The organism is Streptomyces sp. WAC03905, assembly GCF_057371075.1.
Genome location: NZ_JBXYDZ010000003.1, coordinates 2843895 through 2863177, shown reverse-complemented (window position 1 = coordinate 2863177; position 19283 = coordinate 2843895). Strand labels below are relative to the sequence as shown.

The 19283-nt window shown below is 71.2% G+C and carries 18 protein-coding genes and 1 riboswitch; of the genes, 11 read left to right on the top strand and 7 right to left on the bottom strand.

Annotated features, from left to right (window positions below):
- Positions 1–23 precede the first annotated feature (23 nt).
- The 7 genes from AC2RP6_RS15160 (at position 24) to def (ending at position 6660) form a co-directional block, all read left to right on the top strand.
- Positions 24–677 carry an alpha/beta hydrolase family protein gene (locus tag AC2RP6_RS15160; protein WP_486446687.1) on the top strand — a complete coding sequence of 218 codons (654 nt, stop codon included), beginning with the start codon at positions 24–26 and terminating at the stop codon, positions 675–677.
- A 296-nt stretch (positions 678–973) separates the two neighbouring features.
- Positions 974–1618: a sigma-70 family RNA polymerase sigma factor gene (locus AC2RP6_RS15155; protein ID WP_361602865.1), complete on the top strand. Its 645-nt coding sequence runs from the start codon at positions 974–976 to the stop codon at positions 1616–1618.
- Positions 1615–1920, top strand: a complete 306-nt coding sequence (gene rsrA, locus AC2RP6_RS15150) for a mycothiol system anti-sigma-R factor (protein ID WP_030771481.1) — start codon at positions 1615–1617, stop codon at positions 1918–1920. Before AC2RP6_RS15155 ends, rsrA begins: the two co-directional genes overlap by 4 nt.
- A 198-nt stretch (positions 1921–2118) precedes the next feature.
- Entirely contained in the window at positions 2119–3555 is a 1437-nt protein-coding gene (locus AC2RP6_RS15145; RefSeq protein ID WP_486446686.1) for an HD-GYP domain-containing protein, read from the top strand.
- Entirely contained in the window at positions 3552–4811 is a 1260-nt protein-coding gene (locus AC2RP6_RS15140; protein ID WP_486446685.1) for an HD-GYP domain-containing protein, read from the top strand. Before AC2RP6_RS15145 ends, AC2RP6_RS15140 begins: the two co-directional genes overlap by 4 nt.
- A gap of 119 nt (positions 4812–4930) precedes the next feature.
- The gene (locus AC2RP6_RS15135; RefSeq protein WP_486446684.1) at positions 4931–5932 is read left to right on the top strand and encodes a tetratricopeptide repeat protein; all 1002 of its coding nucleotides are present in this window, start codon (positions 4931–4933) and stop codon (positions 5930–5932) included.
- An 83-nt stretch (positions 5933–6015) separates the two neighbouring features.
- Positions 6016–6660, top strand: a complete 645-nt coding sequence (def, locus tag AC2RP6_RS15130; RefSeq protein ID WP_486446683.1) for a peptide deformylase — start codon at positions 6016–6018, stop codon at positions 6658–6660.
- Here def and AC2RP6_RS15125 read toward each other — a convergent pair.
- A complete protein-coding gene (locus AC2RP6_RS15125) occupies positions 6636–7637 on the bottom strand; it encodes a helix-turn-helix domain-containing protein (RefSeq protein WP_486446682.1) in 1002 nt (333 codons plus the stop codon). The genes def and AC2RP6_RS15125 overlap by 25 nt on opposite strands.
- Before the next feature lie 81 nt (positions 7638–7718).
- Between AC2RP6_RS15125 and AC2RP6_RS15120 the strand changes: the two genes are divergently transcribed.
- On the top strand, positions 7719–7943 hold the full coding sequence (locus AC2RP6_RS15120; protein ID WP_486446681.1) for a hypothetical protein: 225 nt from the start codon (positions 7719–7721) through the stop codon (positions 7941–7943).
- A gap of 85 nt (positions 7944–8028) precedes the next feature.
- Here AC2RP6_RS15120 and AC2RP6_RS15115 read toward each other — a convergent pair whose 3' ends face one another.
- The 6 genes from AC2RP6_RS15115 to AC2RP6_RS15090 all read right to left on the bottom strand — a co-directional run bounded on the left by AC2RP6_RS15115 (position 8029) and on the right by AC2RP6_RS15090 (position 15641).
- Complete coding sequence (locus AC2RP6_RS15115) at positions 8029–9045, bottom strand: ribonucleotide-diphosphate reductase subunit beta (protein WP_046776083.1); 1017 nt, start codon at positions 9043–9045, stop codon at positions 8029–8031.
- Positions 9045–11432: a ribonucleoside-diphosphate reductase subunit alpha gene (locus AC2RP6_RS15110; protein ID WP_486446680.1), complete on the bottom strand. Its 2388-nt coding sequence runs from the start codon at positions 11430–11432 to the stop codon at positions 9045–9047. The genes AC2RP6_RS15115 and AC2RP6_RS15110 overlap by 1 nt, the downstream gene beginning before the upstream one ends.
- A 136-nt stretch (positions 11433–11568) precedes the next feature.
- A riboswitch (cobalamin riboswitch) is annotated at positions 11569–11690 on the bottom strand.
- A 51-nt stretch (positions 11691–11741) separates the two neighbouring features.
- Positions 11742–12239 (bottom strand): GNAT family N-acetyltransferase, encoded by a 498-nt coding sequence (locus AC2RP6_RS15105; protein WP_486446679.1) that lies wholly within the window; start codon positions 12237–12239, stop codon positions 11742–11744.
- 85 nt (positions 12240–12324) lie between these two features.
- On the bottom strand, positions 12325–12522 hold the full coding sequence (locus tag AC2RP6_RS15100; RefSeq protein ID WP_486446678.1) for a CstA-like transporter-associated (seleno)protein: 198 nt from the start codon (positions 12520–12522) through the stop codon (positions 12325–12327).
- The gene (locus tag AC2RP6_RS15095) at positions 12519–14771 is read right to left on the bottom strand and encodes a carbon starvation CstA family protein (RefSeq protein WP_486446677.1); all 2253 of its coding nucleotides are present in this window, start codon (positions 14769–14771) and stop codon (positions 12519–12521) included. The genes AC2RP6_RS15100 and AC2RP6_RS15095 overlap by 4 nt, the downstream gene beginning before the upstream one ends.
- A 105-nt stretch (positions 14772–14876) precedes the next feature.
- Entirely contained in the window at positions 14877–15641 is a 765-nt protein-coding gene (locus AC2RP6_RS15090) for a GntR family transcriptional regulator (RefSeq protein WP_031151618.1), read from the bottom strand.
- A gap of 289 nt (positions 15642–15930) precedes the next feature.
- On the opposite strand from AC2RP6_RS15090, the gene AC2RP6_RS15085 reads away from it, so the two are divergent.
- The 3 genes from AC2RP6_RS15085 to AC2RP6_RS15075 all read left to right on the top strand — a co-directional run bounded on the left by AC2RP6_RS15085 (position 15931) and on the right by AC2RP6_RS15075 (position 19282).
- Positions 15931–17211 (top strand): extracellular solute-binding protein, encoded by a 1281-nt coding sequence (locus AC2RP6_RS15085; protein ID WP_486446676.1) that lies wholly within the window; start codon positions 15931–15933, stop codon positions 17209–17211.
- Between the two features lie 164 nt (positions 17212–17375).
- Positions 17376–18395 carry a carbohydrate ABC transporter permease gene (locus tag AC2RP6_RS15080; RefSeq protein WP_486446675.1) on the top strand — a complete coding sequence of 340 codons (1020 nt, stop codon included), beginning with the start codon at positions 17376–17378 and terminating at the stop codon, positions 18393–18395.
- Entirely contained in the window at positions 18392–19282 is an 891-nt protein-coding gene (locus AC2RP6_RS15075; RefSeq protein WP_486446674.1) for a carbohydrate ABC transporter permease, read from the top strand. The genes AC2RP6_RS15080 and AC2RP6_RS15075 overlap by 4 nt, the downstream gene beginning before the upstream one ends.
- Position 19283 lies beyond the last annotated feature (1 nt).

Sequence of the window (19283 nt, the reverse complement as noted above, 5' to 3'; positions counted from 1 at the left end):
GGCCGGGACGGCACGATGGGCGCATGACCACCACGCGTACCGAGAGTGTCGACACCGCGGCGGGCGAGGCCCGCGTGACCTGGCACACCGCCCCCCGGGCCCGGCTCGTCCTCGCCGTGAGCCACGGCGCCGGCGGCGGCATCGAGGCCCGGGACCTCCAGGCCCTCGCCGCGGCCCTGCCCGCCCGCGGGATCACGGTGGCGCTCGTCGAGCAGCCCTGGCGGGTCGCCGGGAAGAAGGTCGCCGCCGCGCCCAAGGTGCTGGACGAGGGCTGGCGCGGGCTGTGGCCGGCGCTCACCGGCCCCGGGCTGCCGGTGGTCGCCGGCGGCCGCAGCGCCGGGGCCCGGGTGGCCTGCCGCACCGCGGCCGCCCTGGACGCCGCCGGGGTGCTGGCCCTCGCCTTCCCGCTGCACCCGCCGGGCCGGCCCGAGAAGTCCCGGGCCGGGGAGCTGACCGGGGCCGGCCGGCCCACCCTCGTGGTCCAGGGCGGCCGCGACCCCTTCGGACGCCCCGACGAGTTCCCGGCGCCGACCGGGAGCCATCCGTACGAGCTGGTCGAGGTGGCCCACGGCGATCACGGTTTCGCCGTGCCGAAGAAGGCCGGCACCACCCAGGAGGAGGCACTGCGGACGATCACCGGAGCGGTCGGGGAGTGGCTCGCGCGGCTCCCCGCGTGACCCCCGCCACACCCTCCGCGCCGCCGCCGGACGAAGGCCGCAAACCCGCGGCGCGGCGGGGAATGCGCCGCCCCGCCCCCGATGTTGTCCCACATGTCGGTACACACGGAACGTCGGAGGAGAGGGAGCGAATGACCCAGGTCATCAGCCAGAACCGTCCGCAGGCCGCTGACCTGGACTGGACGGTGCTGCCCGCGCCCAAGCGCAGCCCGCTCCGGGCGGCGGGGGGCCGGGAAGGTCGACTATTCTCCGATTCGAGCGGATCCGCTTTCGGAGCCGCCACGCAGTCGGAGGAGGTGGGTCCTGTCGCTGGGACCGACGAAGGCCACGCGGAGGAGACGACCCAGGAGCGCAACGCGCGCTTCGAACGGGACGCCCTCGGCTACCTCGACCAGATGTACTCGGCCGCGCTGCGCATGACGCGCAATCCGGCCGACGCCGAGGACCTGGTCCAGGAGACGTACGCGAAGGCATACGCGTCCTTCCACCAGTTCCGCGAGGGCACCAATCTGAAGGCGTGGCTGTACCGCATCCTGACCAACACGTTCATCAACTCCTACCGCAAGAAGCAGCGCGAGCCCCAGCGCAGCGCCGCGGAGGAGATCGAGGACTGGCAGCTGGCGCGCGCCGAGTCGCACATGTCGACCGGACTGCGCTCGGCCGAGTCGCAGGCGCTCGACCATCTGCCCGACTCGGATGTGAAGGAAGCCCTGCAGGCCATTCCGGAAGAGTTCCGCATCGCGGTCTATCTTGCCGACGTAGAGGGCTTTGCGTACAAGGAGATCGCGGACATCATGGGTACACCCATCGGAACGGTCATGTCGCGACTGCACCGTGGCCGCCGTCAACTCCGCGGAATGCTGGAGGACTACGCCCGTGAGCGCGGGCTGGTTCCCGCGGGCGCGGGCGAGGCGAACGACCGGAAAGGCTCGGGCTCATGAGTTGCGGAGAGCCGCACGAGACAGAGTGCTCTGAGGTCCTGGACCACCTGTACGAGTTCCTCGACCATGAGATGCCCGACAGCGACTGCACGAAGTTCGAGACCCACTTCGGCGAGTGCAATCCCTGTCTGGAGAAGTACGGGCTGGAACAGGCCGTGAAGAAGCTGGTCAAGCGCTGCTGCGGGTCGGACGACGTGCCGAGCGACCTGCGGTCGAAGGTGATGGGCCGGATCGAGCTGATCCGGTCCGGGCAGGCGGTGCCCGACCACGACGTCACCGCCGACCATCCCGCCCCCGGCTGACCGCGCCGATATCGGTCGAACAGCTGAACAGCCGCCCCCGGAAGATCAGTTCATTCACCCGAATGTGCTAATCCGGGGGCGTCCGCATGGCGCAATACGAAAATGTGGCCCGCCCCGCTCGGGGCCCCACCTATTCTCCCCAATCGGTACCGGTCGGATTCGGTACCCGGCTTGCCCGGCCCAGGGGAGGAGAGCGCCATGCGGGGTCTTCCACCGGCCGCGCGCGGATTCGTCCTCTGCGCCGTCCTGGCGGCGTTCGCCTGCACCGCCCCGGCCCTCACGCATCCCGCCACGCCCTGGCCCGCCGTCATCCTGCTCGGCGGGCTCTACCTCGGCTCCGAGCTGGTCAAGAGCCGCCCCCTGCCGGGCCGGCGGGTGCCCGAGGGCATCGGCCCCTTCTACCCGGTGGTGCTCGCCGCCGTCTTCCTGCTGCCGCCCGCGGCCGCCGCGCTCGTGGCGCTCCCCGGCGCCTTCGCCGCGCCCGTGGCCGACAGGCCGGCCCTGGTGCGCCGGGTCTGGCACGGAGCCCAGCAGGCCATGGGCGCCTGGACGGCGGGCCAGGTGTTCGGGCTGCTCGCCGGCCCGGCCGAATTCCCCTACGCAATGCTCCCCGCCGCCGCGGCCGCCGCCGCCTTCTGCCTGGTGATCACCACCCTCGACGGGGCCATCCTGGCCGCCGCCGAGCACAGGCCCGCCGCCACGGCCTGGCACGGCCTCGTCACGCGCTCCCTCGCCCCGCACTGCGTCCACGGCCTCGCCGGCCTGATGATGGCCGTCATGTGGCGCAGCCCGTACGGGGTCCCGGCCGCGCTGCTCGTCCTGCTGCCGATGTACGTCTCCTGCTGGGTCTTCGCCCAGTACCACCGCGAGCGCGCCGCCCACCGGGCCACCATCCGCGCCCTCGTCCAGGCCGTCGACATCAAGGACCGCTACACGCGCGGCCACAGCGAACGGGTCGGCCAGGCCTCCACGATGATCGCCCGCGAGCTGGGGATGGCCGACGACCGGCTGGAAGTGGTGCGCATCGCCGGCATCCTGCACGACGTCGGCAAACTCGGCGTCCCCACCAGGATCCTGCGCAAGGACGGCCCGCTGAGTCCGCAGGAGCGCCGGATCATCGAGCTGCACCCCGAGTACGGGCACGAGATGGTGCGCGGCATCGGCTTCCTGGGCGAGGCCAGGTCCGCGATCCTGCACCACCACGAACGGGTCGACGGCTCCGGCTACCCGTACGGGCTGACCGGTGAGCAGATCCCGGTACTGGCCCGGGTGGTGGCGGTCGCCGACGCCTTCGACGCGATGACCTCGACCCGCTCCTACAGCCGGGCCCGGCCCGTGTCCACCGCCCTCGCCGAGCTGGACCGGTGCGCCGGTGCCCAGTTCGATCCGGTGATGGTACGGGCCCTCACCGACGCCGTCGGACGGCACGGCTGGCATCCGGTGGTCACCTCCGACGACGACCTCCAGGTGATCAGCGGCCCGGCTCCCGGCGCGGCGGCGGGCCCCGGGGTGCCGGCGCCGACGCGGCCCGCGCCGCCGGGGAGCGCGGACGGCTCCGACCCGGACCGCGAGCCGGGCCGGAGCCCGCGCAGCGGCCGTCCGACCGGCGGCGGCCGGGCCCGGGGCGGGCGGTGAGGGCGGCCGTCGCCCGGGCGCTGCTCGGCGCGGCCGGCGTGCTCGCGGCCACGGCCCTCGCCCACACCCTGTGGCACGGGGTGGCCGAGCCCGGCGCCGCCCTGGCCTTCGGCATCCTGGTCGCCGTCGGGGAGCTGGCCCGCAGGGACCGGCCGGACGCCCCCGAGCACCAGCCCGCGCCGCTCGGCTCGGCCGGCGCCCTCGCCTACGCGCTGTTCGGCCAGAACGCCGGCCACCCGACCCACCACGGCGTGCTGGAGACCGTCGCCGTCGTCGTCGCGGCCGCCCTCGCGGGGATCGTCCCGCACGTCGCCCAGGCCCGCGGGCCCGCCCTGGACCACCTGGCCCGCCGGGTGCTCACCGTCGCCTTCGCCGCCGCCTGCTTCCAGCCGCTCCACCACTCCGGCCGGCTGGCGGAAAGGGTGGGCCAGGGCCCCTGCCTCGTCCTCTTCCTGCTGCTCCTGCTGGGCCTGACCGCCCTGTGCGACGCCGTCCTCGCCGCGGCCCTGGCCGGAGCCCGCACCGGCTGGCCGTACGGACCGCTGCTGCGCGACGGGCTGCGGGCCCAGCTCGGCATCGGCTCGGCGATCTGCGCCACCGGCGTCGTCATCGCGCTCGGCGCGGCCGTCGCGGGTCTGTGGGCCGTCCCCGTCTTCAGCGTGCCGCTGCTGCTGACCCAGCGGTCCTTCCACCGGATCACCGCGATCCGCACCACCTACCGCCAGACCATCACCTCCCTGGCCCGGGCCACCGAGATCGCCGGGTACACCCCGCCGGGCCACTCCCGCCGCGTCGCGTCCCTGAGCTGCGCCGTCGGCCGGGAGCTGGGCCTGTCGGAGCGGGAGCTGACGGTGCTGGAGTACGCCGCCCTGATGCACGACATCGGCCAGCTCTCCCTGGTCGACCCGGTGCCGGACGGGGCCACCGCCGGGCTGCCCGCCGCCGAGGCCCGCCGGATCGCCGGGCTGGGCGGGGAGGTGGCCCGGCAGACCGGGGTGCCCGCCGAGGTGGCCGTGGTGGTGGAGCGGCAGGCGGACCCGTACCGGGAGCAGCCCGTGCTGGCCCGGATCGTGCGCGCGGTGAACGCGTACGACGACCTGGTGGGCGGCGGCCGTCACCCGGGCGGCTCACTGGCCGCCCTGGAGCAGCTCCGCCTGGGGACCGGGCGGGATTACCAGCCGGAGGTCGTGGAGTCCCTGGCGAGGGTTCTGGCCAGGGGCGGACGTGGCAGAGTGGTGCCCGTCCCACCTGGGTAACCCATGGGTAATGAGCGGCCGTCCGAGTGGGCATGGTTGGATGCCAGTAAGAGTGTCCGCAAGGCTGCACCGTAGTCCCCCAGCCACCGCTGGGAGGTGCCCCCAGGCAGGCGGGAATCGTGAGGATCTTCGGGAAGGTACGGCATAGGCCCTCCGCCTCGTGGCGGCAGGCCACCGACCGCGCGTTCACGCTGATCGGCGACGGGCGGTACGAGGACGCGGGCGCGCTGCTGACCAGAGCCGCCGACCTGGAGCCGTGGCTCTCCGAGTCCTGGTTCAACCTGGCCCTGCTGCACAAGTTCCGGCACGACTGGGAACAGGCACGGGCCGCCGGGCTGCGCGCCGTGGCCCTGCTGGACCGGGAGACCGGGGCCCCCGACTGGTGGAACGTCGGGATCGCCGCGACCGCGCTCCAGGACTGGCCGCTGGCCCGGCGGGCCTGGCAGGCGTACGGGCTGAAGGTGCCCGGAGACCCCCACGGCGCGAGCGGCGGCGGGAACGGCGAGCCGGTCGGCATGGAGCTCGGCAGCGCCGCCGTGCGGCTCTCGCCCGAGGGCGAGGCCGAGGTGGTCTGGGGCCGCCGGCTGGACCCGGCCCGGCTGGAGGTCCTGTCGATCCCCCTGCCCTCCTCGGGCCGGCGCTGGGGCGAGGTCGTCCTCCACGACGGCGTCCCGCACGGCGAGCGGGTGACCGCGGCCGGACCCTCGTACCCGGTGTTCGACGAGATCGAGCTGTGGGCGCCGTCCCCCGTGCCGACCTGGGTGGTGCTGCTGGAGGCGGCCACCGAGGCGGACCGCGACGCGCTGGAGCAGCTGGCCTCGGACGCCGGCTTCGCCGCCGAGGACTGGTCGTCGTCGGTGCGGCTGCTGTGCCGGACCTGCTCCGAGAGCGAGATGCCCAGCGACGAGGGCGACGGCGAGCACCTGGACCCGCACGACCACAGCGAGCCGGGCCACCCCGGGCCGCTGGGCCACCGGACGGCGGGCTCCGGATCCCTGTGGGTGCCCGAGCGCGAGTGCGGCATCGCGGCACCGGCCGGACTGGTGCGCGGACTCCTCGACGGCTGGGTCGCCGACAGTCCCGACAGCCGGGAGTGGCGGGATCTCGAAGAAGTCTGCTGACCGGGGGCCGTAGGCTGTACGGGCACATCGGTGGCCATCGGCGACCATCGGTGACCGGGACTTACGGAAGGCGTACGGCGGACATGGCGCAGCAGGAGAACCAGGTTGTCGACGGTGGCGAGGTCGTGAACGACGGGTACGTCGTGGACACCGAGGACTGTGGGGCGCGCGAGCTGGCCCACCGGGAGCGCGGCACCGCACGCCCGATCACGGTCGTCGGCAACCCCGTCCTGCACAGCGAGTGCAAGGACGTCACCGAGTTCGGCGACGAGCTGGCCCAGCTGATCGACGACATGTTCGCCAGCCAGAAGGCCGCCGAGGGCGTGGGCCTGGCCGCGAACCAGATCGGAGTGGACGCCAAGGTCTTCGTCTACGACTGCCCGGACGACGACGGCGTGCGCCACACCGGTGTCGTGGTCAATCCCAGGCTCGTCGAGCTCCCGGCCGCCTCGCGGGTGCTGGACGACTCCAACGAGGGCTGCCTGTCCGTCCCGACCGCCTACGCCTCGCTGGCCCGCCCGGACTACGCCGAGGTCGAGGGCCAGGACGCCCAGGGCAACCCGATCAAGGTCCGTGGCACCGGCTACTTCGCCCGCTGCCTGCAGCACGAGACCGACCACCTGTACGGCTACCTGTACATCGACCGGCTCTCCAAGCGGGACCGCAAGGACGCCCTGCGCCAGATGGCGGAGGGCACCCCGCGCTACGAGACCGTCCCCAACGACTGACCGGCAGGACCCCAGGAGGCCTGCGGGCCCCGGAAGGCACGCCTGAACGCGTTCGGCGTGGTGCCCAGGGTCCGCAGGAAGTGGTGGCGCAGCGCGGCCGCGTTGCCGAAGCCGGAGCGGCCGGCGATCACGTCGACCGTGTCGTCGGTGGACTCCAGGAACTCCTGGGCCAGCAGGACCCGCTGGCGCAGCACCCACTGGTACGGGGTGGTGCCGGTCTCCTGGAGGAAGCGGCGGGCGAAGGTCCGCGGTGACATGTGCGCGCGCTCCGCGAGCTGCTCGACGGTGATCTCCTCGTCCAGGTGGCGGGCCATCCATGCGAGCACCTCGCCCACCGTGTCGCAGGACGTGCGCGGCAGCGGCCGCCGGATGTACTGCGCCTGACCGCCGTCCCGGTGGGGCGGTACGACCATGCGCCGGGCGACGGCGTTGGCCACCTCCGCGCCGTGCTCCTGGCGGAGCACGTGCAGGCAGGCGTCGATGCCCGAGGCGGTGCCGGCCGAGGTGATCACCGGGCCCTCGTCGACGTACAGCACGTCCGGGTCGACCAGCGCCCCCGGGAAGCGGCGCGCCAGGGCCCGGGCGTGCATCCAGTGCGTGGTGCAGCGCCGGCCGTCCAGCAGTCCCGCCGCGCCGAGCACGAACGCCCCGCTGCACACGCTGAGGACCCGGGCGCCGCGCTCCACGCCGCGGCGCAGCGCCGCCAGCAGCGGTTCGGGGAAGGTCCGTTCGGAGGCGCCCCGGAAGGCGGGCACGCAGATCAGGTCGGCGCTCTCCAGTCGCTCCGGACCGTGGGCGGGGGCGAACGCGAAACCGGTCCCGGACATGGTCAGCGGGCCGTCCTCCGCCGCGCAGACGGCGTAGTCGTACGCAGGGAGCCCGTGGTCACTGCGGTCGGTCCCGAAGACCTCGCAGAAGATCCCGAACTCGAAGGGGGCCACGTCGTCGAGGAGGGCCACCGCCACATTGGTCAGCATGGATCCAGTGTGGCAGTAATTCACTCTTCCATGACAGTACTGCCACTGGCCGGGTTCCGTGAACGGAGTGACAGTGGATACATGAACACGTTCCTGAGCTTCCTCGCCGTCCTGGCCGTCGCCACCCTCCTGCTGGCCCCCAGCCTCTACGGGGTCCTGCGCGAGCGTCGGACCGACCGGCAGCTGCGGGCCGTCGAGACCCGGCTCGTGTGGCTGCCGCGGCAGAAGGCGGGCGGCATGCCGCCCACCCCGCGCCACCGGTACGGCCCGCGGCCAGGCCGGCGCCGCGGACGCCTCGCCCACTGACCGGCACCGGCCTCCTCCCCGCCCCGGAACGCGAAGAGCCGGGACGCGATCACCTCGCGTCCCGGCTCTCGGTGCCCCGGTGCCCCTAGAAGTCCTCGTCCAGGTCGACCGTGCCCTCGACCGCGACCTGGTAGGCCGACGGGCGGCGCTCGAAGAAGTTCGTCAGCTCCTGGACGCCCTGCAGCTCCATGAACGAGAACGGGTTCTGCGAGCCGTACACCGGCGGGAAGCCGAGCCGGACCAGGCGCTGGTCCGCGACGCACTCCAGGTACTCGCGCATCGACTCGGTGTTCATGCCCGGCAGGCCGTCGCCGCACAGGTCGCGGCCGAACTGCAGCTCCGCCTCCACGGCCTCCTTCAGCATGTCGGTGACCTGCTGCTGGAGCGCGTCGTCGAAGAGCTCGGGCTCCTCCTTGCGGACCGTGTCCACGACCTCGAAGGCGAAGTTCATGTGCATGGTCTCGTCACGGAACACCCAGTTGGTGCCGGTGGCCAGGCCGTGCAGCAGACCGCGCGAGCGGAACCAGTACACGTACGCGAAGGCGCCGTAGAAGAACAGGCCCTCGATGCACGCCGCGAAGCAGATCAGGTTCAGCAGGAAGCGGCGGCGGTCGGCCTGCGTCTCCAGCCGCTCGATCTTCTCGACCGAGTCCATCCACTTGAAGCAGAACTGCGCCTTCTCGCGGATCGACGGGATCTCCTCGACCGCGTCGAAGGCGGCCGCACGGTCGTCCGGGTCGGGCAGGTAGGTGTCGAGCAGCGTCAGGTAGAACTGGACGTGCACGGCCTCCTCGAACAGCTGGCGCGACAGGTACAGGCGCGCCTCCGGGGAGTTGATGTGCTTGTAGAGGGTCAGCACCAGGTTGTTCGAGACGATCGAGTCGCCCGTCGCGAAGAACGCGACCAGACGGCCGATCATGTGCTGCTCGGCGGGCGTCAGCTTCGCGAGGTCCGCGACGTCCGAGTGGAGGTCGACCTCCTCGACGGTCCAGGTGTTCTTGATCGCGTCCCGGTAGCGCTCGTAGAAGTCCGGGTAGCGCATCGGACGGAGCGTCAGCTCGAAGCCCGGGTCCAGGAGGTTCTTCTTGTCGGTGGAGCTCATTACTGGCACGCCTCGCAGGACTCGGGGTTCTCAAGGGAGCAGGCCAGCGCCTCGGCGTCGACGGCCTGCGGGAGGGCCACCGGAGCGGCGGTGGCGGCCTGCGCGGCGCGGGCGATCTTCGTCGCGGGGCGCGAGCGCAGGTAGTACGTGGTCTTCAGGCCCTGCTTCCAGGCGTACGCGTACATCGAGCTGAGCTTGCCGATGGTGGGCGTCTCCAGGAACAGGTTCAGCGACTGCGACTGGTCGAGGAACGGCGTACGGGCCGCCGCCATGTCGATCAGGCCGCGCTGCGGGATCTCCCACGCCGTGCGGTACAGCTCGCGCACCTCGGCCGGGATCCAGCCGAAGCCCTGCACCGAGCCCGAGGAGTCGCGCAGCGCCTCACGGGTCTGGGCGTCCCACACGCCGAGCGCCTTCAGCTCCTCCACCAGGTAGCCGTTCACCTGGAGGAACTCGCCCGAGAGGGTCTCGCGCTTGAAGAGGTTGGAGACCTGCGGCTCGATGCACTCGTAGACGCCGGCGATCGAGGCGATCGTGGCCGTCGGGGCGATCGCCAGCAGCAGGGAGTTGCGCATGCCGGTCTCGGCGACGCGGGCGCGCAGCGCGTCCCAGCGCTCCGGCCAGTTCAGCTCGACGCCGTAGTGGTCCGGGTGCAGGACACCGCGCGCGGTGCGGGTCTGCTCCCAGGCGGGCAGCGGGCCGCTGCGCTCGGCGAGGTCGCAGGAGGCCTCGTACGCGGCCAGCATGATGCGCTCGGAGAGCTTGGTGGACAGCGCCTTCGCCTCGGGGGAGTCGAAGGGCAGCTTGAGCTTGAAGAAGACGTCCTGGAGGCCCATCGCGCCCAGGCCCACCGGACGCCAGCGGGCGTTGGAGCGGCCGGCCTGCTCGGTCGGGTAGAAGTTGATGTCCACCACGCGGTCGAGGAAGGTGACGGCCGTGCGGACGGTCTCGTCGAGGCGCTCCCAGTCGATCTCGCCCGTGTCCGTGAGCACGAAGGCGCCCAGGTTGACCGAGCCGAGGTTGCAGACGGCCGTCTCGCCGTCGTCGGTGACCTCGATGATCTCGGTGCACAGGTTCGAGGAGTGGACGACGGTGCCCGGCTCGGCGGTCTGGTTCGCCGTCCGGTTGGAGGCGTCCTTGAAGGTCATCCAGCCCTGGCCGGTCTGCGCGAGGGTGCGCATCATCCGGCCGTACAGGTCGCGGGCGGGCATGGTCTTGCGGGCCAGGCCGTCCGCCTCGGCCTTGCGGTAGGCGGCGTCGAACGCGTCGCCCCACAGGTCGACCAGCTCGGGCACGTCGGCCGGGGAGAACAGCGACCACTCGGCGTCGGCGTTCACGCGGCGCATGAACTCGTCGGGGACCCAGTGGGCGAGGTTGAGGTTGTGGGTGCGGCGCTGGTCCTCACCGGTGTTGTCGCGGAGCTCCAGGAACTCCTCGATGTCCGCGTGCCAGGTCTCCAGGTACACCGCGGCGGCGCCCTTGCGGCGGCCGCCCTGGTTGACCGCGGCGACGGAGGCGTCGAGGGTCTTCAGGAACGGCACGATGCCGTTGGAGTGGCCGTTGGTGCCGCGGATCAGGGAACCGCGGGCGCGGATGCGGGAGTACGACAGGCCGATGCCGCCCGCGTGCTTGGACAGGCGCGCGACCTGGTGGTAGCGGTCGTAGATCGAGTCCAGCTCGTCCAGCGGGGAGTCCAGCAGGTAGCAGGAGGACATCTGCGGGTGCCGGGTGCCGGAGTTGAAGAGCGTCGGGGAGGAGGGCAGGTAGTCGAGGCGGCTCATCAGCCGGTAGAGCGAGGCGACTTCCTCGACGGCCTGGACGCTCTCGTCCGCGGCGAGACCGCAGGCCACGCGCAGCATGAAGAACTGCGGGGTCTCGATGACCTGACGGGTGATGGGGTGGCGCAGCAGGTAGCGGCTGTGCAGGGTGCGCAGGCCGAAGAAGCCGAAGCGGTCGTCGGCGCCCTCGGCGAGGGTGTGCTCGACCAGCGCGTCCAGGCGGCTCGCGTGCGCGCGTACGAACGCGGCGGTGCGGTCGGCGATCAGGCCCTCGCGGTGGCCGACCTCGACGGAGGCGGAGAAGGAGGTGGAGCCCTGGCTCGCGGCCTCGTCGCGCACGGCCAGCGTCAGCAGGCGGGCGGCGAGCTTCGAGTACGCGGGGTCCTCGGAGATCAGCCCGGCGGCGGACTCGGTGGCCAGCCCCCGCAGTTCGGCCTCGTCGGCGGCGGAACTGCGGCCGCGGAGCGCGGCGGCGGCGACGCGGCCGGGGTCGGTGTCGGGGAGGTCCGCCGTCAGTTCGGTGAGGGTACGCAGCAGCGTGGCCCCCGGGCCCTCGGTGTTGTCGCCAGAAACGGACTCGGCGCGCGGTGCGGAAGGCGCGATGGTCACGGCGGAAGCTCTCCCTCGCTCGGCCCGGGCAACGGCGGGCGGGCGCGGGCGCATGCGGGCGTGGCAGAACGGGCACACCGCACGGCGTCCACCGGCCCAACCGCGAGGCCCGGACGTGTCGGCACCCGGTTCGGTCGATCCGGGCGCGCTGACGGCAGGTCATCGGACTTGGTGTCCGGTTGTCGGACACTTCATACCGTTGCGGGACAGTTCCGGATTCCCACCGGATTCCCCTGCGGCGACAGCAGGCATGAGCATACATGTGGGGGCGCCCTTGTGCGGCACCCCCAACATGTAGTGTCGGCGTGGCTACAGCTTGAGTCGGTACGTCAGGAGTTTCAGGCCCTCGATGGGCGCCCAGTCCCGCTCCGGCGTGCGCTCGAAGCCCAGCCGCACGTAGATCCGGTGGGCCCCGGCCATGCTGCGCTGGGTGGACAGGACGACGCCCGTGACGCCCTCGATCGCCCGCGCCCGCTCGATGCAGGCCCGCACCAGGGCCTCGCCGGCGCCCTGGCCCCGGGCCGCGTGGGCGACCGCCAGCATCCGGAACTCCGCCTCGTCCGGACCGGCGATGTCGGCGAGCGGGCTGCCGGGTGCGGCGAAGGTCACCCCGCCCAGGACCCGCCCGTCGCGCTCGGCGACGAGCACCTCGGCCCGTGCGGCACGGCCGGCCACGTCGCGCAGCACGTGCAGATAGGCGTCGTCCTCGTTGAAGTCCAGGTGCCCGTCGGCGAGGTAGGCCTGCGCCGTGATCCCGCCCAGCGTCTCGTAGTCGGCGGGCACCGCCGTTCTGATCACCATGTCCATGCGGTCGAGTGTGCAGGACGTCCCCGGCGGGGGACGCGCGCAGGCCCCGCCGCGGGGTGCGGCGGGGCCTGTCGGTCGGTGGGGCTCAGCAGCAGCGGAAGCCCTCGCGGGGGTCCGCCTCGCGGGCGTCGGTGCGGGCGCGCTCGAAGGCGCGGCGGGTGAGGACCTCCGCGTCCGGGTCGTGGGAGCGGGCGTGGGCCACGTAGCGGTCGTAGGCGGCCTCCCCCGAGAACTCCCGTACGTAGTACCTCGCCCGGGCCAGGGCGGCGCGTACGCCGCTCACCCCACCGGCTCCTTGACCTGCCCGCCGCCCGGGTCGCGATCCGCCGCCGCGGCGGCGGCGAGCTCCGCCCGCTCCTCGGGGGTGGCGATCAGACCGGCCGGGGCCACGATCTTCGACTCGGTCCACGGGACCTCGGACAGCGTCGCCGAACCGGGGTCGCGGACGGCCTTGAGGCAGGTCCGCAGCGCGTCGGCGAGGACCACGATGATCAGGACCGCGAAGAGGGCGCACAGGACGCCGTCGACCGTGGCGTTGGTGACGACGGTGTGCATGTCGTCCATGTTCTTGGCCGGGGCGAGGACCTTGTCGGCGTCGATGCCGGCCTGGTACTTGTCGCGCTGGGCGAAGAAGCCGACCTTCACGTCGTCGGAGAAGACCTTCTGGTAGCTCGCGGTGAGGGTCACGGTGGCGTCCCAGACCAGCGGCACGCCCGTCACCCACGCCCACTTGAGCCGGCCGGACTTCACCAGCAGCGTGGTGCAGACGGCCAGGGCGACCGCGGCGAGCAGCTGGTTGGCGATGCCGAAGAGCGGGAAGAGCTGGTTGATGCCGCCCAGCGGGTCCTTGATGCCGACCCACAGGAAGTAGCCCCACGCGCCGACGACGATCGCGCTCGCGAACCACACGCCGGGCTTCCAGCTGACGTCCTTGAAGGACTTGTGGACGTTTCCGAGGGTGTCCTGCAGCATGAACCGGCCCACGCGGGTGCCCGCGTCGAGCGTGGTCAGGATGAAGAGCGCCTCGAACATGATCGCGAAGTGGTACCAGAAGGCCTTCATCCCGGCTCCGCCCAGGACGGCGGAGAAGATCTCCGACATTCCGAGTGCGAAGGTCGGGGCGCCGCCGGTGCGGGACAGCAGGCTGGCTTCCTCGACGTCCTTGGCGGCCTGGGTGAGCGCCTCGGGGGAGATGGCGAAGCCGAAGTTCGACACGGCCTGGGAGGCGGACTCGACCGTGGTACCGATGACCCCCGGCGGGGAGTTGACCGCGAAGAAGAGGCCGGGCTCGATGATGCAGGCCGCGATGATCGCCATGACGGCGACGAACGACTCGGTCAGCATGGCGCCGTAGCCGATCATGCGGACCTGGGTCTCCTTCTGGATCATCTTCGGGGTGGTGCCCGAGGAGACCAGGGCGTGGAAGCCCGAGAGCGCGCCGCACGCGATCGTGATGAAGACGAACGGGAACATCGACCCGGCGAAGACCGGGCCGTCGCCACGGGCCGCGAACTCGGTGACCGAGGGCATCTTCAGCGTCGGCATCGCGATGACCACGCCGAGGGCGAGGAGGGCGATGGTGCCGACCTTCATGAAGGTGGAGAGGTAGTCGCGCGGGGCGAGCAGCATCCACACCGGCAGGACGGACGCCAGGAACCCGTACACCACCATCCAGATGACGAGGGTCTCCTTCTCCAGGGTGAAGGTCCCGGCGAAGGAGGACTCGGCGACCCAGCCGCCCGCGACGATGGCGAGCAGCAGCAGGGCGACGCCGATGAGGGAGACCTCGGTGACCCGGCCCGGCCGCAGGACGCGCAGGTAGAAGCCCATGAAGACGGCGATCGGGATGGTCATGCCGATGGAGAAGACGCCCCAGGGGGAGTGCGCCAGGGCGTTGACGATGACCAGTGCCAGCACCGCCAGCAGGATGATCATGATGGCGAACACGGCGACCAGGGCGGCGGCCCCGCCCACGGGCCCGATCTCGTCCCGGGCCATCTGGCCGAGCGAACGGCCGTCGCGGCGGGTGGAGAAGAACAGCGTGACCATGTCCTGGACGGCGCCGGCGAAGATGACGCCCGCGACGATCCAGATGGTCCCGGGCAGGTAGCCCATCTGCGCGGCGAGGACGGGGCCGACGAGGGGGCCGGCGCCGGCGACGGCGGCGAAGTGGTGGCCGAACAGCACCCGGCGGTCGGTGGGATGGAAGTCGACACCGTTGTCGAGGCGTTCGGCGGGGGTGGCCCGCGTCGCGTCGACCTTCAGGACGCGCCGGGCGATGAAGCGCGCGTAGAAGCGGTAGGCGATGGCGTACGAGCCCAGCGCGGCGGCGAGCAGCCAGGCCGCGGAGATCTCCTCGCCGCGCGAGAGCGCCAGCACGCCCCAGCCGATGGCGCCGACGAGCCCGACGAGCACCCATACGGCGATGGACTTGGGGGAGGGCGAGCCCGATGGGGTTGCCGGACTCGCCGTGTCCCGTTGTGTCCCTGTTGCTTCCGGTTCAGGCATGATCCTCGTCCCCTCGTCGATCATCTGCGTAAGGACGCGGAATCTACGGGGGATCGCCTGGTGAACGTAAGACCCCGTCCGCATTCCGGTCGCGGGGATCCGCTGTGCGGGGGCGGCGGGGTACGCGCCTCAGGCGGCGGGGCGCTTGAGCCTGGCGACGAACTTGTAGCGGTCGCCGCGGTACACCGACCGCACCCACTCGACCGGTTCGCCGTCGGCGTCCAGGGAGTGCCGGGACAGCATCAGCATCGGCAGGCCGACATCGGTGCCGAGCAGGCCCGCCTCGCGCGGCGTGGCCAGGGAGGTCTCGATGGTCTCCTCGGCCTCCGCGAGGTGGACGTCGTACACCTCGGCGAGGGCGGTGTAGAGGGAGGTGTACTTGGCGAGCGACCGGCGCAGCGCGGGGAAGCGCTTGGCCGACAGGTGGGTGGTCTCGATGGCCATCGGCTCGCCGCTGGCCAGCCGCAGCCGCTCGATGCGCAGCACCCGCCCGCCGGTGTTGATTTTGAGCAGGCCGGCGAGGGTGTCGTCGGCGGTCACGTAGCCGATGTCGAGGAGCTGCGAGGTCGGCTCCAGGCCCTGGGCGCGCATGTCCTCCGTGTAGGAGGTCAGTTGCAGGGCCTGCGAGACCTTCGGCTTGGCGACGAAGGTGCCCTTGCCCTGGATCCGCTCCAGTCGTCCCTCGACGACCAGTTCCTGCAGGGCCTGGCGGACCGTGGTGCGCGAGGTGTCGAATTCGGCCGCGAGCGTGCGCTCCGGCGGTACCGGGGTGCCGGGCGGCAGCGTCTCGGTCATGTCGAGCAAGTGCCGCTTGAGTCGGTAGTACTTGGGTACACGTGCCGTGCGAGTCGCTGCCCCGCCGTCCGGCTCCGTGAGTGCCCCTTCGGTGGCCATCGCCGCCCGCCTTCCCGACTCCAGTTTCGCTGCCGTCACCGGCTCCTCCGATATGTGCGGTCACATGGTGACACGACTGGGGGTACAGGCCTTCTCTCTCCCCAGGTGTCGGTCCGATAACGGACCGGGCACCCGCTCATTAGACCCTTGACACCCCTAAAGGTCTAGGCCAAGCTCCAGCTACTGGTCTACACCAATATGGATCAGATCCCAGCCCCACGGCAGTACTTCGCGTATGTCACCGCGGCGGGCAAGGGAAGTGCAGGCAGGCATCCCTGAGGAGGGTGGCGTGAAGCGCAAGCTCATCGCGGCGGTCGGTGTCGCGGGCATGATGGTCGGTCTCGCGGCGTGTGGCAATGGGGACGACGACAAGGCCAAGGCCGACGCGGGTCCCAAGGAGATCACCGTCTGGGTCATGGACGGCTCCGCGCCGAAGGCCTGGATCGACGAGGTCAACAAGGAGTTCTCGGCCAAGCACCCCGGTGTGACGGTCAAGGTCGAGGAGCAGAAGTGGACCGGCATCCAGGAGAAGGTCACCACGGCCCTCTCCGAGAACAACCCTCCGGACGTCCTTGAGCTCGGCAACACCCAGACCGCCGGCTACGCGGTCACCGGCGGCCTCGCCGACCTGACGAAGGACAAGGGCCAGCTCGGCGCCGACGCCTGGCAGAAGAGCATGCTCGCCTCCGCCGAGGTCGACGGCAAGCTCTACTCCGCCCCCTGGTACGCCGCCAACCGCGTCGTCATCTACGACAAGAAGGCCTTCGCCAAGGCCGGCGTCACCCCGCCCACCACCCGCGACGAGTGGGTCGCCGGCCTGGAGAAGCTGAAGGCGGCCGACCCGGCCACCCAGCCCATCTACCTGCCCGGCCAGAGCTGGTACGTCCTCGCCGGTCTCATCTGGGACGAGGGCGGCGACCTCGCCGTCAAGAACGGCGACAAGTGGAAGGGCGGCCTCGGCACCCCGCAGGCCGGCGCCGCGATGGAGTTCTACAAGAAGATCCAGTCCTACTCCACCGCCCCCAAGGACAAGGACGAGGCCAACCCGCAGCAGTCCACCGACATCGTCCCCAAGGGCGGCGTCGCCTCCTGGATCGGACTCGGCTGGGAGGCCGGCGGCGCCGAGAAGGCGCTGAAGGACGCGGGCAAGGAAGCCGACTTCGGCTACTTCCCGATCCCGGGCAAGACCGCGGACAAGACCAGCACCGTCTTCCTCGGCGGCTCCAACCTCGCCGTCGCCGAGCGCTCCAAGAACAAGGAGCTCGCCAAGGAGTGGCTGGCCCTCGCCGCCGGCAAGGACCAGATGACCAAGTACGCCGCCGAGACCAAGGGCGCGCTGCTGCCGAACCAGGCCGCCGCCAACTTCACCCCGGCCGCGGGTTCCTTCGCCGAGGCCATGGGCAAGGCCGGCGTCAACGGCAAGATCACCCCGGTCACCGCGGGCTGGGCGAGCGTCGAGACCGAGCCGAACCCCATCAAGGAGTTCATGACGAAGGTCCTGAAGGGTGAGGACGCGGCCAAGGCCGGCGCGGACGCGGACGCCGAGATCGCCAAGCGCATCAACAAGTAGTCCCGCGAGCGGTCCCGCCCGCAAGCACGGGCGGGACCGCACCACCGCAGTACCCGCACGACCCAGCAGTGTGCACGCACCGGGGGGTGCGGCAGGTGCCCGGACACCCGCCGCGCCCCCGGTCGCGCATTTGACTCCACAGTCAACCGCGAGGAAGCCAAGCCATGACCGTGCACTCCCAGGGAGCGGTGACCAGCGCTCCACAGGACGCACCACCGAAGTCCGCCGGACTGCCCGAGACGCCGGCCCCAGCAACCGGCCCCGGCCCCAGGCCGCCTCGCGGGGGCGGGAAGTCCCTCCCCACCGGGTGGCTGCCCTACCTGCTGGTCGCGCCCGCGGTGCTCGCCCTCGCGACGCTCCTGCTGTACCCGCTGATCAAGAACGTCATCCTGTCCCTCCAGGACATCAACAAGGTCGAGTTCATCCAGCGGAAGTACCCCTTCGCCGGATTCGACAACTACACCGAGCTGCTCGGCGACCCGGACTTCTGGACCGTCGTCGTCCGCAGCTTCGCCTTCACCCTGGCCAACGTCGCACTGATCATGCTCCTGGGCAGCCTCATCGGCATCCTGCTCAACAAGCTCGGCAAGAAGATGCGGCTGGTCCTCTCGATGGCGCTGGTGATGGCGTGGGCCATGCCGATCGTCGCCTCGGTCCAGGTCTTCCGGTGGCTGTTCGACGAGCAGTTCGGCGTCATGAACTGGGTCATGCGCACCGCCGGCTTCTCCGGCTACGAGCAGCACAACTGGATGGAGACCGGCCTCTCCACCATGGTGATCGTCACGATCCTGGTGGTCTGGGGATCCATCCCCTTCGTCGCCCTCAACATGTACGCCGGCCTCACCACGGTCGGCGCGGAGCTGTACGAAGCGGCCCGCATGGACGGCGCCAACGGCTGGCAGACCTTCTGGAAGATCGTCTTCCCGAACCTGAAGCCCTTCTTCCTCATCACCACCTTCCTTGAGGTGATCTGGGTCTTCAAGGCCTTCACCCAGGTCTACGCGATGAACAAGGGCGGCCCGGACCGCGCCTCCGAGATCCTGCCCGTCTTCGCTTACGTCGAGGGCCAGAGCCAGGCCCACTACGGCCTCGCCGCCGCGATCTCCGTCCTGACGATCGTGATCCTCGTGGTCGTCATGTCCTTCTACTTCCGCCTGATCCTGAAGCAGGAGGAGGAGCAATGAGCACCACCACCGCCGCGAAGCCCGCGGCCCCCGAAAGGCCGACGCAGCAGCTGCGCACCCGCCGCCCGCTGCGCCCCGCCGCCGTCGCCAAGAACCTCGGCGCCCTCCTGCTGGCCCTGGTCTTCGTCTTCCCCGTGTACTGGATGTTCTCGTCGGCCCTCAAGCCGGCCGACCAGATGCTCACGAAGGACCCCGTCTTCGTCTTCACCCCGACGCTGGACAACTTCGACAAGGCCACCGGCGTCCAGAACTTCTGGACCTACGTCACCAACAGCGTCCTGGTCACCGTCGGCGCCGTCCTGCTGGCCCTGCTCGTCGCCCTCGCCGCGAGCTTCGCCATCGCCCGGATGCGGTTCAAGGGCCGCAAGGGCCTGGTCCTCACCGTGATGATGGCCCAGATGGCCCCCTGGGAGGTCATGGTCATCGCGATGTACATGATCGCCCGCGACGGCGAGATGCTGAACAGCCTCCCGCTGCTGACCGCCATCTACTTCGTGATGATCCTCCCCTTCACCATCTGGACCCTGCGCGGCTTCATCGCCGCCGTCCCGGTGACCCTGGAGGAAGCCGCCCAGATCGACGGCTGCACCCGCGGCCAGGCCTTCCGCAAGGTGATCTTCCCGCTGCTGGCCCCCGGTCTGATGTCCACCTCGCTCTTCGGCTTCATCACCGCCTGGAACGAGTTCGCCATGGTCCTGATCCTCAACAAGGACAAGACCGCCCAGACCCTGCCCCTGTGGCTGACCGAGTTCATGTCCGCCTTCGGCAACGACTGGGGCGCCACCATGGCCGCCTCCTCGCTCTTCGCGGTCCCGGTCCTGCTGATCTTCATCTTCCTCCAGCGCAAGGCCGTCGGCGGCATGACCGCCGGCGCCGTGAAGGGATGAC

Excerpts from the sequence above, each read along its gene's own strand:
- AC2RP6_RS15090 (WP_031151618.1), bottom strand. The coding sequence starts at position 15,641 with ATGGCCACCGAAGGGGCACTCACGGAGCCGGACGGCGGGGCAGCGACT.
- AC2RP6_RS15125 (WP_486446682.1), bottom strand. The coding sequence starts at position 7,637 with ATGCTGACCAATGTGGCGGTGGCCCTCCTCGACGACGTGGCCCCCTTC.
- def (WP_486446683.1), top strand. The coding sequence starts at position 6,016 with ATGGCGCAGCAGGAGAACCAGGTTGTCGACGGTGGCGAGGTCGTGAAC.
- rsrA (WP_030771481.1), top strand. The coding sequence starts at position 1,615 with ATGAGTTGCGGAGAGCCGCACGAGACAGAGTGCTCTGAGGTCCTGGAC.
- AC2RP6_RS15080 (WP_486446675.1), top strand. The coding sequence starts at position 17,376 with ATGACCGTGCACTCCCAGGGAGCGGTGACCAGCGCTCCACAGGACGCA.
- AC2RP6_RS15075 (WP_486446674.1), top strand. The coding sequence starts at position 18,392 with ATGAGCACCACCACCGCCGCGAAGCCCGCGGCCCCCGAAAGGCCGACG.
- AC2RP6_RS15115 (WP_046776083.1), bottom strand. The coding sequence starts at position 9,045 with ATGAGCTCCACCGACAAGAAGAACCTCCTGGACCCGGGCTTCGAGCTG.
- AC2RP6_RS15145 (WP_486446686.1), top strand. The coding sequence starts at position 2,119 with ATGCGGGGTCTTCCACCGGCCGCGCGCGGATTCGTCCTCTGCGCCGTC.
- AC2RP6_RS15120 (WP_486446681.1), top strand. The coding sequence starts at position 7,719 with ATGAACACGTTCCTGAGCTTCCTCGCCGTCCTGGCCGTCGCCACCCTC.
- AC2RP6_RS15105 (WP_486446679.1), bottom strand. The coding sequence starts at position 12,239 with ATGGACATGGTGATCAGAACGGCGGTGCCCGCCGACTACGAGACGCTG.
- AC2RP6_RS15160 (WP_486446687.1), top strand. The coding sequence starts at position 24 with ATGACCACCACGCGTACCGAGAGTGTCGACACCGCGGCGGGCGAGGCC.
- AC2RP6_RS15095 (WP_486446677.1), bottom strand. The coding sequence starts at position 14,771 with ATGATCGACGAGGGGACGAGGATCATGCCTGAACCGGAAGCAACAGGG.